This is a genomic window from Streptococcus infantis, from assembly GCF_001579645.1.
In the GTDB taxonomy this organism is placed as follows: domain Bacteria; phylum Bacillota; class Bacilli; order Lactobacillales; family Streptococcaceae; genus Streptococcus; species Streptococcus infantis_E.
Genome location: NZ_KQ970818.1, coordinates 638,206 through 652,150, shown reverse-complemented (window position 1 = coordinate 652,150; position 13,945 = coordinate 638,206). Strand labels below are relative to the sequence as shown.

Annotated in this window: 16 protein-coding genes; 7 read left to right on the top strand and 9 right to left on the bottom strand. The window is 39.2% G+C overall.

Features of this window, described 5'->3' with window-relative positions; all coding sequences use genetic code 11:
• A partial coding sequence (locus SINDD18_RS11235; protein WP_241497320.1) for an ATP-binding cassette domain-containing protein occupies positions 1–536 on the top strand: 536 nt, incomplete at its 5' end.
• A gap of 10 nt (positions 537–546) precedes the next feature.
• Positions 547–1,305 (top strand): ABC transporter permease, encoded by a 759-nt coding sequence (locus tag SINDD18_RS03120; RefSeq protein WP_061863033.1) that lies wholly within the window; start codon positions 547–549, stop codon positions 1,303–1,305.
• A 39-nt stretch (positions 1,306–1,344) separates the two neighbouring features.
• Here the strand turns inward: SINDD18_RS03120 and SINDD18_RS03115 are convergent, their stop codons facing one another.
• The 8 genes from SINDD18_RS03115 to glmU form a co-directional block, all read right to left on the bottom strand.
• Positions 1,345–2,223 (bottom strand): sensor histidine kinase, encoded by an 879-nt coding sequence (locus SINDD18_RS03115; RefSeq protein ID WP_061863032.1) that lies wholly within the window; start codon positions 2,221–2,223, stop codon positions 1,345–1,347.
• The gene (locus SINDD18_RS03110) at positions 2,220–2,921 is read right to left on the bottom strand and encodes a response regulator transcription factor (protein ID WP_061863031.1); all 702 of its coding nucleotides are present in this window, start codon (positions 2,919–2,921) and stop codon (positions 2,220–2,222) included. The genes SINDD18_RS03115 and SINDD18_RS03110 overlap by 4 nt, the downstream gene beginning before the upstream one ends.
• 105 nt (positions 2,922–3,026) lie before the next feature.
• Entirely contained in the window at positions 3,027–3,287 is a 261-nt protein-coding gene (locus SINDD18_RS03105) for a SemiSWEET family transporter (RefSeq protein ID WP_061863030.1), read from the bottom strand.
• Between the two features lie 166 nt (positions 3,288–3,453).
• A complete protein-coding gene (gene pcrA, locus SINDD18_RS03100; protein ID WP_061863029.1) occupies positions 3,454–5,742 on the bottom strand; it encodes a DNA helicase PcrA in 2,289 nt (762 codons plus the stop codon).
• Between the two features lie 292 nt (positions 5,743–6,034).
• On the bottom strand, positions 6,035–6,730 hold the full coding sequence (locus tag SINDD18_RS03095; protein ID WP_061863028.1) for a 5'-methylthioadenosine/adenosylhomocysteine nucleosidase: 696 nt from the start codon (positions 6,728–6,730) through the stop codon (positions 6,035–6,037).
• Between the two features lie 10 nt (positions 6,731–6,740).
• Entirely contained in the window at positions 6,741–7,052 is a 312-nt protein-coding gene (macP, locus tag SINDD18_RS03090) for a cell wall synthase accessory phosphoprotein MacP (RefSeq protein WP_061863027.1), read from the bottom strand.
• Positions 7,045–7,608 (bottom strand): NUDIX hydrolase, encoded by a 564-nt coding sequence (locus tag SINDD18_RS03085; protein ID WP_061863026.1) that lies wholly within the window; start codon positions 7,606–7,608, stop codon positions 7,045–7,047. The genes macP and SINDD18_RS03085 overlap by 8 nt, the downstream gene beginning before the upstream one ends.
• A gap of 9 nt (positions 7,609–7,617) precedes the next feature.
• Positions 7,618–8,997, bottom strand: coding sequence for a bifunctional UDP-N-acetylglucosamine diphosphorylase/glucosamine-1-phosphate N-acetyltransferase GlmU (glmU, locus tag SINDD18_RS03080; RefSeq protein WP_061863025.1), 1,380 nt, complete (start codon positions 8,995–8,997; stop codon positions 7,618–7,620).
• Positions 8,998–9,153: 156 nt separating this feature from the next.
• Between glmU and SINDD18_RS03075 the strand changes: the two genes are divergently transcribed.
• The 5 genes from SINDD18_RS03075 (at position 9,154) to lysS (ending at position 13,639) form a co-directional block, all read left to right on the top strand.
• Entirely contained in the window at positions 9,154–9,954 is an 801-nt protein-coding gene (locus tag SINDD18_RS03075; RefSeq protein WP_061863024.1) for a glycoside hydrolase family 25 protein, read from the top strand.
• A 109-nt stretch (positions 9,955–10,063) separates the two neighbouring features.
• Entirely contained in the window at positions 10,064–10,906 is an 843-nt protein-coding gene (locus SINDD18_RS03070; protein WP_061863023.1) for a DUF368 domain-containing protein, read from the top strand.
• Complete coding sequence (locus tag SINDD18_RS03065) at positions 10,906–11,391, top strand: aminoacyl-tRNA deacylase (RefSeq protein ID WP_061863022.1); 486 nt, start codon at positions 10,906–10,908, stop codon at positions 11,389–11,391. The genes SINDD18_RS03070 and SINDD18_RS03065 overlap by 1 nt, the downstream gene beginning before the upstream one ends.
• Positions 11,388–12,008 carry a histidine phosphatase family protein gene (locus tag SINDD18_RS03060; RefSeq protein ID WP_061863021.1) on the top strand — a complete coding sequence of 207 codons (621 nt, stop codon included), beginning with the start codon at positions 11,388–11,390 and terminating at the stop codon, positions 12,006–12,008. Before SINDD18_RS03065 ends, SINDD18_RS03060 begins: the two co-directional genes overlap by 4 nt.
• A gap of 140 nt (positions 12,009–12,148) precedes the next feature.
• Positions 12,149–13,639 carry a lysine--tRNA ligase gene (lysS, locus tag SINDD18_RS03055; RefSeq protein WP_061863020.1) on the top strand — a complete coding sequence of 497 codons (1,491 nt, stop codon included), beginning with the start codon at positions 12,149–12,151 and terminating at the stop codon, positions 13,637–13,639.
• Between the two features lie 90 nt (positions 13,640–13,729).
• Here lysS and SINDD18_RS11230 read toward each other — a convergent pair.
• The coding region (locus tag SINDD18_RS11230; protein ID WP_241497319.1) for a formate--tetrahydrofolate ligase at positions 13,730–13,945 on the bottom strand (216 nt) is incomplete at its 5' end.

The window sequence follows — 13,945 nt, the reverse complement described above, 5'->3', positions numbered from 1 at the left end:
ATACAGGTAGAAAAGTTTTTCGAGATTTCTCTCTTGGGATGAAACAACGTCTAGGCATTGCTATTGCTCTCCTATCAAAACCAGACTTTCTCATCCTTGATGAACCCATCAATGGTCTCGACCCAATCGGTATCAAAGAGTTTCGTCATATGATTCAACGTCTGAATCAAGAACTAGGAATGACCATTCTCATCTCTAGTCATATCTTGTCAGAACTCTATCTGGTTGCCAATCGCTTTGGAATTCTGGACCAAGGGAAGATCATTCGAGAAATCAGTAAGGCCGAATTTGAGACACTCAATGAAGACTATATTGTTCTGAAAACAAGTGATAAAGAAAAAGCTAGTCAAATCTTAAAAGACAAAGTGCGTCTTGAATTTAAAGTTGTGAATTCAGATAATGAGATTCATATTTTTAGTCATGAACAAGATGTCAAACGAATTCTCAAAGAACTTACTCTAGCAGATGTCGCCGTGGATGAGATTTACTATGCTCGTCAAAATCTTGAAGAATACTTCACACAATTAGTAAAATAGGAGGAAGATCATGATTCATACAATTCAAGCAGACTTTTACCGTCTTTTCCGTTCCAAAGGTTTTTGGATTACAGAGATTGTTCTCTTTGCACTCATGTTAATGGGAGCTACTATTGGGGCTACAGGACATCTAATGTCAGTTAATACAACGCCCCCAGAATCAGAAATTCCAACCCAAGGTTGGAATGGTGTGCAAGCCCTGATTAACGCATCTAGTCAAGGTTCAAACCTCGTTTTTCTCTGTATTATCCTTGCTTGCCTCGTTCTGGGAGTTGACCTTATCGGAAAACTCTATAAAAACAGTTTGACAGTGGGAGTTTCTCGTACAGAATTCTTCCTAGCCAAGTCTGTTGTATTAGCCAGTATCGCTCTAATGCAAATTCTTATTAGCCTAGTTATTGCTTTCGTACCAGCAACTATCCTAAACGGGGTAGGAACGATGCCAGAAGGATTTATTGGCAATCTCCTTCTAACGATCGGCCTTCAATTCCTCTGCCTTCTTGCTTGGCTTTCCATTATTTCTTTCATTCTCTATGTGACTCATTCCTATTTGGCTGTTTTCATTGGCTATTTAATCAGTTCTATCTTGCTTTCAATGCCGATGCTTATCTTCCCAGATATCGAAATTTTACGCTATTTATCCTTAAATGTTGCCTATGCCATGACTGCCTATAGTCAAGCTGTTCTATACACCATTATCGTTACAGTTACTGTTATTCTATTCTTTACCGTTAGTGGACTTGCTGTTTTCAAAAAGAAAAGCTTATAAAAATGACCTCCTCTGTTCAAAAAGAGGAGGTTCCTTGTTTTAAAAGAGTATCTTTACTGTAAACCAAGCACCATCTGTACTTAGTTGTAGTTCTGCTCCAAGGAGATGGGATAGTTCTTCAGTAATATAAAGACCTAAACCAGAGGATTCTTCTGTATCTGAGAGGTTTTCAGAGTAAAATCGTTGACTGAGATTTTCAATTTTGCGAATGGGTTGTTTGACCAGATTTGAAATTTCCAAACAAATGTGATTATCCACTTCCTTCAAAGAAAATCTCGCTTCATCCTTACCATGTTTTAAAACATTGCCAATGAGATTTTGTAACATACGGTCTAATAACTCCGAATCTGTCAGTAAATACAAACCAGATTCTACTTGCAAATCAAGGTCAATCTTTGCCGTCTGAAAAGAATCATAATAGGTCAACAATTTTTGCGTCATAAATGTCGAGACTTCTAACTCAGATAAGTTTGGTTTAACTGCTCCTTCCATTAACCGACGATAGTCCAAAAGAGCCTCTAGCCGTTTTGAAACTTGATTGAGATGATGAGCAATTTTTTTCAAACTCTCAGACTCAGGATTTTCTGTTTTAAGCAATTGCTGAGTATAACCGGACGCAATCGTTAAAGGCGTCCGAATATCATGTGCAATATTGCTAATAGCCATGTCTAAAGTCTGCTTTTCACGTTTCATAATCAAGCGTGACTGCTCAACTTCTTGAAAGAGATGATTGATTTGCTGGTAAAGATGTAAAAAATCCTTGGAGAAAGTTGACACTCCGATTCTCTTCATACTTCCGGTCAGAATCTTATCTTCAATCTGTTGGCTCAAGTTAACGAGTGCTAGATGATAGCGAATCAACCATATCGTCAATAGGATAATGACCAGCACTAGCAAAGATAGTAAAATGTAAATCATCGCTCGTCTCCTTTTAGGCGAACACCAACTCCCCAGATAGTCTCAATATACTCTTGCTCTGGATCCAGTTGGCCTAATTTTTTACGGAGATTACTTAAATGAGTGTTGAGAGTATTGTCGCCTGGTAAATAAGTATCCTCCCAGACTAATTCATAGAGTTCTTCTTTCGTGAAAATTTTCTTAGGATGTCCCAGTAAGGTTTGGAGAATCAAACATTCTTTCTTAGCTAGGCGAATAGTTTCCTGGCTATTTTTGATTTCAAAACTATCTGCATCAAATTGAATATTTTTTAACTCTTGAATCAACTTGTCAGGATGTTCGATTTCAGCTGGTTTCTTGTCACTATTTTGACGTAATTGAACCGTAACCCTGGCAAAAACTTCATCCAAATCAAAAGGCTTTACGATATAATCATTAGCGCCATCTAAGAGATATTGACTGATGAGCTTCTTATCACTTAGGGCAGTTAGCATGATGACAGGAACTGAGCTATCTTGTCTAATGGCTTTTAAAACCTGATCACCATTTTTTCCCGGAAGCATAATATCTAACAAGATTAGATCAATGCCAGCTTGTTCAAATCGTATCATTCCTTCAGTACCAGAAAAAGCCTGAATCACCTCATGCTCCTCAGAAAGAAGAGTTCTCAAAATTTCTTGAATCTCATTATTATCTTCAACGATAAGTATTCTAGCCATAAACACCAACCTTTCTAATAGTATTATATCATGTTTTTTTAGGAATTTCGGATAAAGAAAAACACTCCTTCATGCTTAAATACGAAGAAGAGTTCATTCTATGTATTAAATTAAAGCTGTCAATGCGGTAATAAGCCCAAAAACGATACCTGGTGCATTAGCTGCTGCCAGAGGAATATCACGTTCTTTTTTAAAGAGACCGTAATAAACCCAGAGACTGCAGTTAATTGCAGCTACTGCTGGTTGGATAAAGTTTCCTTTTTGACCCGCAAGGTTGTTCATAATTTGTGGAATATATGAGATATACATCATAACAGACATAAAGGTTGCAATCCAACCTAAAGTTTTCATTTGTTTTTCAGTCATTTTCTTCTCCTTTCAAAAACAGTTTCAATTATACACTATTTGTATTAATCGTGTAAGCAAAAAACTTATTTGTTAAGAAAATGTAAACTATCACAATCTTGTGATAAGAGTAACAGAAAAAATCCCCCTTGTTATTGCAAGAGGGAATCTTATTCGTTTAGAAAACTTACTTCTTCTCAATCGGTGCTACGCTGGCTAGGAGTTTTTTGAGGCCGACTTCTGGGAAATTGATTTTCAATTCCTGAGTAGATCCACTGCCTGAAACTTCCAGCACAGTTCCTTCACCCCATTTCTTATGAAGGGCGATATCACCAATAGACCAACTAGTTTCACTGGAAGACGATTTGCTATTAGATGCAAATTGTCCAAAAGGTAGTCCTTTTGATTCAATTGATCTTGGTGCTGCATTACGTTTGCGATCTTGTAGAGCTTGAGCTAGACTCATTCCCTTACCGAAAGCTGTTCCTCCACTAGTATAAGAAGCTTTAAAACTTGTATTAGCAGGACGAGCCAAGCCTTGATAAGTTAACAAATCTGAACTAATCTCATTGATAAAGCGTGTTGGGCGATTATAGTTCGTACGTCCAAAGAGCAAGCGTGAGTTAGCATTGGTTAGATAAAGGATTTTCTCTGCGCGCGTGATACCGACATAGGCTAGACGGCGTTCCTCTTCTAGTTCATCCACGTCCTCTGCTGCACGACTAAGTGGAAAGACATTTTCTTCCATTCCAATCAAGAAGACAACTGGAAACTCGAGTCCCTTGGCCGCATGGAGCGTCATCAAGGTTACTTCTGATGTTTCCTGACTGCCAGAGTCTGTATCTGCAATCAAGGCCAAATCGTTCAAGAAGCGACTGAGCTTATCCAAGCCAGTTTCTTCTTCTTGATTATCTGGATTATCATCGAAATTCTTGGTAACAGAAAGGAACTCCTCGATATTTTCGACACGAGCCTTACTTTCTAAGGTTGCTTGAGTATTGAGAATATCCACGTAGCCTGTTTTTTCCAAGACTGCTTCCACTAACTCAGTAATGCTTAATTGATCCAGTTGCTCCCGCAAATCAAGAATCATATTGGCAAAATCCCAGATTGACTGGGCTGCCTTACCTTTAATCCCTGATAACATGATGTTAGCTGAAGCATCAAGCATCGACATATTTTGTAGGTTGGCAAAGTCACGGATTTTCTCTACTGTTCCTGGTCCAATGCCACGTTTTGGTTCATTAATAATCCGCTCAAAACTGATATTATCACTCAAATTGGCGATGAGATTAAGATATGCGATAATATCACGGATTTCCTTACGGCTATAGAACTTAGTTCCACCGACCATAGTATAAGGAATATTGGACTTGAGCAGAGCTTCTTCAATGGTACGAGACTGGGCATTGGTACGGTAAAGAACTGCAAAGTCCTTGTGAAGGAAGTTTTGACTACGACCAAGTTCATCAATGGTTTTGGCGACAAAGACAGCCTCGTCTTGTTCATCATTAGCACGATAGTAGACAATTTGTTCCCCATCCGCATTTTGAGTCCAGAGATTCTTAGGACGACGATTTTTATTGTTTTTGATGACATCGTTAGCTGCTTGGAGAATGGTTTTGGTTGAGCGGTAATTTTCCTCCAATAAAACAACCTTGGCTTGAGGATAATCCTTCTCAAAATCCAAGATATTCTGCATATCAGCACCACGCCAACCGTAGATAGACTGGTCAGCATCCCCTACTACGCAGATATTTTGGAAACGAGAAGCCAAGAGTTTAACGAGTTGATACTGGGCGTGGTTAGTATCTTGATACTCATCAACGTGGATATACTGGAACTTCTGTTGGTAATAAGTCAAAACATCAGGATTTTGATCAAAGAGACGCAGAGTCAACATAATCAAGTCATCAAAGTCCACCGACTCTGACTGACGAAGTTCTTTCTGATAGGCCGTATAACACTTAGCTACAATTTGAGTGTACATATCTCCTGCCTGGGCAGCATAAGCAGCATCGTCAATCAGATCATTCTTAGCATTGGAGATGGTTCCCAAAATAGTGCGTTCATTCCATTTTTTAGGATCCAAGTTTAACTGCTTGAGGATGCGTTTCATGAGCGTTCGCTGCTCTCCAGGATCCACAATCGTGAAATTGCGATTGTAGCCAATATGATCCGCATCGCGACGTAGGATACGCACGCACATAGAGTGGAAGGTCGCAATCAAACAATCCTGAGTAGCTGGATTGAGTCCATAAGCACGCTCCTTCATTTCACGCGCCGCTTTATTGGTAAAGGTAATGGCTAAGATATTCCATGGGTTGACCATCTTTTCATCAATTAAGTAGGCAATACGGTGGGTTAAAACACGAGTCTTACCAGATCCCGCCCCCGCCATGATCAGCAAGGGTCCTTCTGTGGTTTGAACAGCCTCGGCTTGACGGTCATTCATTCCCTTTAATAAATCGTTCATTTTCTCTTCCTTATTCTTCAAGTCAATGTTTCTATTATATCAAAAAAGTTTGAAAATAACTTTTCTTAAGAGCCTTCTGATTATTTTAGTTGGCAAGACAAGAAAAGGCTGGGACAAAAGTCCTAGCCTCTCAATTCTCTTTTGATTATCGAGCAAGACGCAGTGGTTGAGTGGGCTCTACTACGCTGATTTCATCAGCTTTTACAGCCCTACTCAACTTTGCGGAGGTGGGACGACAAAATCGAATTCTAACGAATTACCGATTTCTGTCCCACTCTCAGTAATTATTCTATTAGTCCTTTATAGACTGCAAAAGCGTCATTAGGGCTTGGGCAGAACGACGTCCTGCTTCTACGATAAATTCATCGAAGGAAACGGATGCTTCATGATTGGCATTGTCACTCATGGCACGAACGACTAAGAAAGGAAGGTTCAAAGCATAAGCTGCTTGAGCAATGGCTGCCCCTTCCATCTCTACAGCAAGAACTTGAGGGAAGTGTTCTTTAATGGCCTTGATTTTATCTTCTCCAGCAACAAAACTGTCTCCTGTCGCAATCAAACCTAAATGCCAAGTTTGGTCCAGTTTAGACAAACTCTCTTGAATCAAGCTGATAAACTTTTTGTCTGATTCAAAATAGAGAGGCTGTTGAGCCATTTGACCGTAATCATAGCCAAAGGCAGTCACATCAACATCGTGATAGGCAAGCTTGTCTGCAATCACTACATCGCCTACTGCAATCCCATTTGCCACTGCACCAGCAGATCCAGTATTAATCACTGCATCCACCTGAAAGTGATCCGCTAATATAGCGACACTCATAGCAGACATGACTTTTCCGATTCCACTCTCTACAAGTACAAGCTCGGCAGAACCAATCTTACCAGTATGATAGCTATTTCCCAGAACCTTTTCTTCGCTGGCATCGTCCAAGTGTTGAATCAAGTAAACTAGCTCTTCTGGCATAGCTGCTATAATTCCAATTTTCATGACATTCCCCTTAAATAAATCTCATTGCTAAAACTAGCAAAATCAAGAGAAGAATAACAGCAAATAGAATCTTATTCAGTTTTGAGTTAAAAACATTTCTCTTAGTATTTTCAATTCGACGACTTTTATGGATTTGTGGTTCAACTTCGATGGTCAGTGTATCCTGGCTAAAACCATGATCTCTGGTTCGTGAATAGCCAAAATTTTGAGAAGAAGTCGGTAAAATCTTAGTTTCCTCATCATCTAGCAAGGGAGGACCTGAGATGTCCTCTCCTCGATTGGCACGTTCAATCATTTCATCTGTTAATAAAGGTTTACCCATGGGTTCCTCCACTATTTTTTTGTAATTCCCAGTACTGGATAGCCATGATGGTCTTGGCATCACAAATATCTCCTGACTGGATCAGTGCTTTAGCTTGGTCAAGAGTGACTTCAAGTAACTCCAAAGTCTCATCTTCATCCTGAGGACGAGGATTTTCAACTTTTGTCAAATCGCTTGCCAAGTAAAGTTTTAAGCGCTCGTTACAAAATCCAATCGCTGAGTAAAAATCATAGAGAAGGCTTAATTTTCCAGTATAGGCTGCCTCTTCCTCTAATTCACGAAGGGCTGCTGCTTCTGGTTCTGCATTCTCCCCGATTTCAAGTTTACCTGCAGGAATTTCATAAGAAACTTTTTCAATCGCCTTGCGATATTGTTTAACAAGAACAATCTTATTTTCTGGAGTAACTGCAAGGACACAAACTGCTCCATTGTGGAAAATCAAATCACGTTGCGCAGTACCTTTTCCAGAAGGTAGTTCAACCTGATCTTGAACTAGCTGAAAAATAGGTCCTTTATAAATTTCTTTACGACTAAGCGTCTTCTCTTCAAATTCCATCGTTAGCTCCTATTTATTATTAGGATGATGAGGAAGGCGAGTTGCATATTCGTCCTTATTAACTTGGCGACCTCGTCCAATAGCAATGGCATCAGCTGGCACATCCTTAGTAATCGTTGAACCAGCACCTACAAGGGAGTTATCTCCGAGCTCTACTGGAGCAATGATGGTTGAATTAGAACCAACGAAAACATTGTTCCCAATAGTTGTTTTAAATTTGTGTTGACCATCGTAATTTACAGTGATAGTTCCTGCACCGAAGTTAACATCACTACCTACTTCACAGTTTCCAATATAGGTTAAATGACCTGCCTTAGTATTCTCCCCGATGCTTGAACCTTTGACTTCAACAAAGTTTCCAATGTGCACATCTTTTGCAAGGCTTGATCCTGGACGGATATGAGCATAAGGACCAACTGTAACGCCATCAGCAACTGAGCTTTCCTCAATCATTGAATTAGTAATCACTGCTCCTGCTCCGATACTACTATCAACGATATAAGTTCCGTTGGTCAAAACAGTTCCTGTACCAATCTTACTAGAACCTTTGAGGGTTACATTTGCTTCGATTTGAACTTCTGGAGCGATTTTAACATCAATGTCAATGTAAGTAGCTTCAGGATTCACAAAACTAACCCCATTGACCATATGCGCTTGGTTAATACGGCGACGCATAATGCCTTCAGCTGTCGCAAGGGCAACACGGTCATTAACTCCGAGACTTTCATCAAAGTCTTTCAGAGTATAGGCACCAACTTTTTTTCCTGCTTCACGGAAAATGCCGATAACATCAGTGATGTAGTATTCGCCTTGAGCGTTATTGGTATTGATATTCTTAAGTGCTTCAAAGAGACGAGCATTATCAAAGACATAGGTTCCTGTATTGATCTCCTTGATTTGTTTTTCAAAATCAGTCGCATCCTTTTGCTCCACGATACGAAGCACTTCAGCATTTTCATTACGAACGATACGACCATAACCAAATGGATCTTCTGCTTCAGCTGTTAGAATCGTTGCAACATTTTTATGATTAACATGGAAATCAATCAAATTTTGAAGACTTTCTCCAGTGATTAGCGGTGTGTCACCAGCAATGACCAATGTTTGTCCAGTAAGTCCTTCAAGAATGGGCTCAGCCATCATAACTGCATGACCAGTTCCTAATTGCTCAGACTGTCTTACAAAATCAGTTTGACCAGCCAAAATTTGTTCTACAAGTTCAGCCTTATGTCCAACTACAGTAACTGTTTTTTCAGGCTTGATTGCCCCTACACTACGAAAAACATGCTCCAGCATAGAAATTCCTGCAACCTTGTGCATGACTTTTGGTAGATCTGATTTCATACGAGTACCTTTACCCGCTGCTAAAATAATTGCATAATTTGCCATATTTTTCTCTTTTCTACAGTAATTCTTTTTAATTATATCATAAATTTGCTCTTTCAAACACAAAAGAGGGCAAGTGCTATAAAACATCGCATTTCCTAAAGGATTTTGAGTATTTTTTTTTGATTTTTTTCACCATTTACGATACACTATAAAAGTATGAGAAAGAAAATAAATCCTGTTTTTATTTTTACTGTATTAGCTACACTCATGGGTATTTTAATCATCAATAGACCCAAGTTCGAAGACCATCCAGTCAAAACAAAGCAAAATCCAGTTCAAGTAGAAACTCAAGCTTTACATAATATCAACAAGCCGATTATTGATGTTTCTGGCTGGCAAAGACCATCTGAGATTAATTATGACACCTTAACTCAAAATATTTCAGGTGCGATTGTTCGGGTTCATAGTGGAGCTCAAGTTTCTGAAGAAAATGACGCTGCCTATAAAAATGGAGTCGATAAGGCTTATAAAGAACATATCACTGAATTCCAAAAACGAAATGTTCCAGTTGCTGTTTATGCCTATGTAGCTGGAAAAAATGTCGAAGAAATGGAAAAAGCTGCTGAAGCCTTCTATAACGCCGCTTCTCCTTACAATCCTAGCTACTATTGGCTTGATGTTGAAGAAAAGACTATGTCTGACATGAATCAGGGCGTTGAGGCCTTTCGTGCCAAATTAGCTTCATTGGGAGCAAAAAATATTGGTATCTATGTTGGTGTTTACTTTATGGAGGAACATAGTATCAGCGTTGATAATTACTCGGCTATCTGGATACCTTCCTATGGAACCAACTCAGGTCACTATGAGAGTGCTCCAAAAACAGATCTTAGCTATGATCTTCACCAATATACCTCTCATGGACACCTTGGTGGATTTGAACATAATCTAGATTTAAATCTTATTTCTTCATCAAAGAACAAGGAAGAAACCTTTAGAAAATTGTTTTTAAATCCTTAATCACGATCACAATAAGCAAGTCAGACATTGCTTTCTGCTTGCTTTTCTTTATTTTTCAGTATTAAATCACTGTTTTATCTATATAGAATATAAATCTCGGAGGCCCTCTATGTTATCATGGCTATCAAAAATTATTAAGGGAATTGTAATCGCCCTAGGTTTCATTCTACCAGGGATTTCTGGTGGCGTTCTTGCCGCTATCTTGGGAATTTATGAGAGAATGATTCGTTTTCTTGCCCATCCTTTTAAGAATTTCAAAGAAGATGTGCTCTTTTTTCTACCTGTCAGCATTGGGATGCTACTAGGTATCGGACTTTTCTCCTATCCAATCGAGTATCTTTTAGAGAATTATCAAGTCTATGTATTGTGGAGTTTTGCTGGAGCTATCATTGGTACCATCCCAAGTCTTGTCAAAGAATCAACTCGTGACTCTGATAGAGACAAGGTTGACCACATATGGTTTTGGGCAACCTTCATCATCTCAGGTATCGCCCTCTACGCCTTGAATTTTGTAGTTGGTTCTCTATCTGCAAGCTTCCTTAACTTCACACTTGCTGGTTGTTTGTTGGCGCTGGGTATTTTGGTTCCAGGGCTTAGTCCTTCCAATCTTCTCTTGATTCTTGGCCTTTATGGCCCTATGTTAACAGGATTCAAGACTTTTGATTTGTTTGGAACCTTCTTACCAATTGGGATTGGGCTTCTTATCACTCTGATTATTTTCTCTAAATTCATGGACTATGCTCTTCGCCTTTATCACTCACGTGTGTATCATTTTATCATTGGGATCGTACTATCAAGTACACTCTTGATCCTTATTCCAAACGCTGGAAATGCTGAAAGTATTAGTTACAGTGGTTTGTCACTAGTTTCATATGTACTGATTGCTTTCTTCTTTGCCCTAGGGATTTGGTTGGGAATCTGGATGAGTCAATTGGAGGATAAGTATAAATAATGGCAAAAAAAGTAAAAGTCAAGAAAACCTTGGTCCAACAAATTTTAACCAAGGCAGGAATAAACCATACAGGTATTCAAATTAATGCCTTGGAAGGTGAAATGCCTCAAGGTTATGAAAAGAGTCAGATTTTTAAGACTCTAGCACTTCTGGGAGATAAAACTGGACCAATTATTGGAATCGTGCCTATCACTGAACATCTTTCTGAAAAGAAACTTGCTAAGATTTCTGGTAATAAGAAAGTCAGCATGATTCCACAAAAAGACCTAGAAAAAACAACAGGCTATATCCACGGTGCCAATAATCCAGTTGGAATCCGTCAAAAACATAACTATCCTATCTTTATCGACCAAACTGCTCTTCAACTGAATGAAATGATTGTTTCCGCAGGGGAAGTAGGTCATAGTATCATTATCAACCCTCAAGATCTAGCAGCCTTTGTTAAAGCTGAATTTGCAGATATCTTGGAGGAAAGTAACACATGAAATTCTATTTTATTCGTCATGGAAAAACACTTTGGAATCTGGAGGGACGTTTTCAAGGGGCGAGTGGGGATTCTCCACTCTTAGATGAATCCATTGAGTCCTTAAAAAAACTAGGGCAGTATCTCCAGGAAACTCCATTTGATGTGATTTATTCTAGTAATCTTCCTCGGGCTAAAACTTCTGCTCAAATTATTCAAAGTCAACTGAAAAACAACTGTCCATTAGAAGAAATACCTTTACTAAGAGAATGGCAACTTGGAAAACTTGAAGGTGCAAAATTTGCAACCTTAGAAGCCATCTATCCCGAGCAATTAAAAGCTTTTCGTACCAATCTAGCAAAATTCGATTCGACTATGTTTGGTGCAGAGTCTGTCTATCAAACAACTCAGCGTACCATTCAATTTATCAAATCATTAGAGTCCAAACCTTTTGAACATGTTATGATTGTTGGTCACGGTGCCAATCTCACAGCCAGTATTCGAACTCTTCTAGGCTATGATACTTCACTACTTAGAAAAGATGGTGGTCTAGCAAATGCCAGTGTTACAATTCTCGAAACCAAAGACTTTAAAAACTTTAACCTCTTAGTCTGGAACGACACTTCTTATCAGAATTAGAACTGAACTTAACAATCACTGTTAAGTTCTTTTTAGATTTTGTAGAATATCCGTGAATTTATTTGACTTTTATGATAAAATGGGAGTATCGCAAAAAAGACTCATCGTATCAAGAATTGAGTAAAAACTAGGAGGAAACCATGTCAACAGAACATATGGAAGAACTAAATGACCAGCAGATCGTTCGCCGTGAAAAAATGGCTGCGCTCCGCGAACAAGGAATCGATCCATTCGGTAAACGCTTTGAACGCACTGCTAACTCACAAGAATTAAAAGATAAATATGCTGACCTTGACAAAGAACAACTACACGATTTAAACGAGACTGCTACTATCGCTGGACGTTTGGTAACAAAGCGTGGTAAAGGTAAAGTTGGATTTGCCCACCTTCAAGACCGCGAAGGTCAAATTCAAATCTACGTTCGTAAAGATGCTGTAGGTGAAGAAAACTACGAAATCTTTAAGAAGGCTGACCTCGGAGACTTCCTCGGTGTTGAGGGTGAAGTGATGCGTACGGATATGGGAGAACTCTCAATCAAGGCTACTCACATCACACACTTATCTAAAGCCCTTCGTCCACTTCCAGAGAAATTCCACGGTTTAACAGACGTTGAAACAATCTATCGTAAACGTTACCTTGACTTGATTTCTAACCGCGAAAGCTTCGAACGTTTTGTTACTCGTTCAAAAATCATTTCTGAAATCCGTCGTTACCTAGACCAAAAAGGATTCCTTGAAGTTGAAACACCAGTTCTTCACAACGAAGCTGGGGGTGCTGCTGCTCGCCCATTTATCACTCACCATAATGCTCAAAACATTGACATGGTGCTTCGTATCGCGACTGAGCTTCACTTGAAACGCCTTATCGTTGGTGGTATGGAGCGTGTTTATGAGATTGGCCGTATCTTCCGTAACGAGGGAATGGATGCTACACATAATCCTGAGTTCACTTCTATCGAAGTTTACCAAGCATACGCAGACTTCCAAGATATCATGGACTTGACTGAAGGCATTATTCAACACGCTGCTAAAGCTGTTAAAGGCGACGGTCCAGTTATCTATCAAGGAACTGAAATCAAGATCAATGAACCATTTAAACGTGTACACATGGTGGATGCAATCAAGGAAATTACAGGTGTTGATTTCTGGAAAGATATGACTTTCGAAGAAGCTAAAGCTATCGCTGCTGAAAAGAATGTTCCAGTTGAAAAACACTATACTGAAGTTGGTCACATTATCAATGCCTTCTTTGAAGAGTACGTTGAAGAAACATTGATTCAACCAACATTTGTCTATGGACACCCAGTGGCTGTATCACCACTTGCTAAGAAAAATCCAGAAGATGAGCGCTTTACAGACCGCTTCGAGCTCTTCATCATGACTAAAGAATATGGTAATGCCTTTACTGAGTTGAATGATCCAATCGATCAGCTTAGCCGATTTGAAGCTCAAGCCAAAGCCAAAGAACTTGGTGACGACGAAGCAACAGGCATTGACTACGACTACATCGAAGCCCTTGAATACGGTATGCCGCCAACAGGTGGTTTGGGAATCGGTATTGACCGTCTCTGCATGCTCCTCACTGATACAACTACTATCCGTGATGTACTTCTTTTCCCAACTATGAAATAAAATACAAATCTCCTAGTTACTTTCTAGGAGATTTTTTAGTAATCTCAAAAAAGACAAACTCAATGTTGAGCTTGTCTTTTAATTTTCTTATTAGAATAATCCAAGAACTGTTCCATCACTTTCAACATCCATGTTGAGAGCTGCTGGTCGTTTTGGAAGTCCAGGCATGGTCATCACATCACCAGTAAGGGCAACGATGAAGCCTGCACCCAATTTTGGTACCAATTCACGAATAGTAATTTCAAAGTTTTCTGGTGCACCAAGAGCATTTGGATTATCTGAGAAACTATATTGAGTTTTAGCCAT

Coding starts and splice junctions, on each gene's coding strand:
- SINDD18_RS03120 (WP_061863033.1), top strand. CDS start 547: ATGATTCATACAATTCAAGCAGACTTTTACCGTCTTTTCCGTTCCAAA.
- SINDD18_RS03115 (WP_061863032.1), bottom strand. CDS start 2,223: ATGATTTACATTTTACTATCTTTGCTAGTGCTGGTCATTATCCTATTG.
- SINDD18_RS03110 (WP_061863031.1), bottom strand. CDS start 2,921: ATGGCTAGAATACTTATCGTTGAAGATAATAATGAGATTCAAGAAATT.
- SINDD18_RS03105 (WP_061863030.1), bottom strand. CDS start 3,287: ATGACTGAAAAACAAATGAAAACTTTAGGTTGGATTGCAACCTTTATG.
- pcrA (WP_061863029.1), bottom strand. CDS start 5,742: ATGAACGATTTATTAAAGGGAATGAATGACCGTCAAGCCGAGGCTGTT.
- SINDD18_RS03095 (WP_061863028.1), bottom strand. CDS start 6,730: ATGAAAATTGGAATTATAGCAGCTATGCCAGAAGAGCTAGTTTACTTG.
- macP (WP_061863027.1), bottom strand. CDS start 7,052: ATGGGTAAACCTTTATTAACAGATGAAATGATTGAACGTGCCAATCGA.
- SINDD18_RS03085 (WP_061863026.1), bottom strand. CDS start 7,608: ATGGAATTTGAAGAGAAGACGCTTAGTCGTAAAGAAATTTATAAAGGA.
- glmU (WP_061863025.1), bottom strand. CDS start 8,997: ATGGCAAATTATGCAATTATTTTAGCAGCGGGTAAAGGTACTCGTATG.
- SINDD18_RS03075 (WP_061863024.1), top strand. CDS start 9,154: ATGAGAAAGAAAATAAATCCTGTTTTTATTTTTACTGTATTAGCTACA.
- SINDD18_RS03070 (WP_061863023.1), top strand. CDS start 10,064: ATGTTATCATGGCTATCAAAAATTATTAAGGGAATTGTAATCGCCCTA.
- SINDD18_RS03065 (WP_061863022.1), top strand. CDS start 10,906: ATGGCAAAAAAAGTAAAAGTCAAGAAAACCTTGGTCCAACAAATTTTA.
- SINDD18_RS03060 (WP_061863021.1), top strand. CDS start 11,388: ATGAAATTCTATTTTATTCGTCATGGAAAAACACTTTGGAATCTGGAG.
- lysS (WP_061863020.1), top strand. CDS start 12,149: ATGTCAACAGAACATATGGAAGAACTAAATGACCAGCAGATCGTTCGC.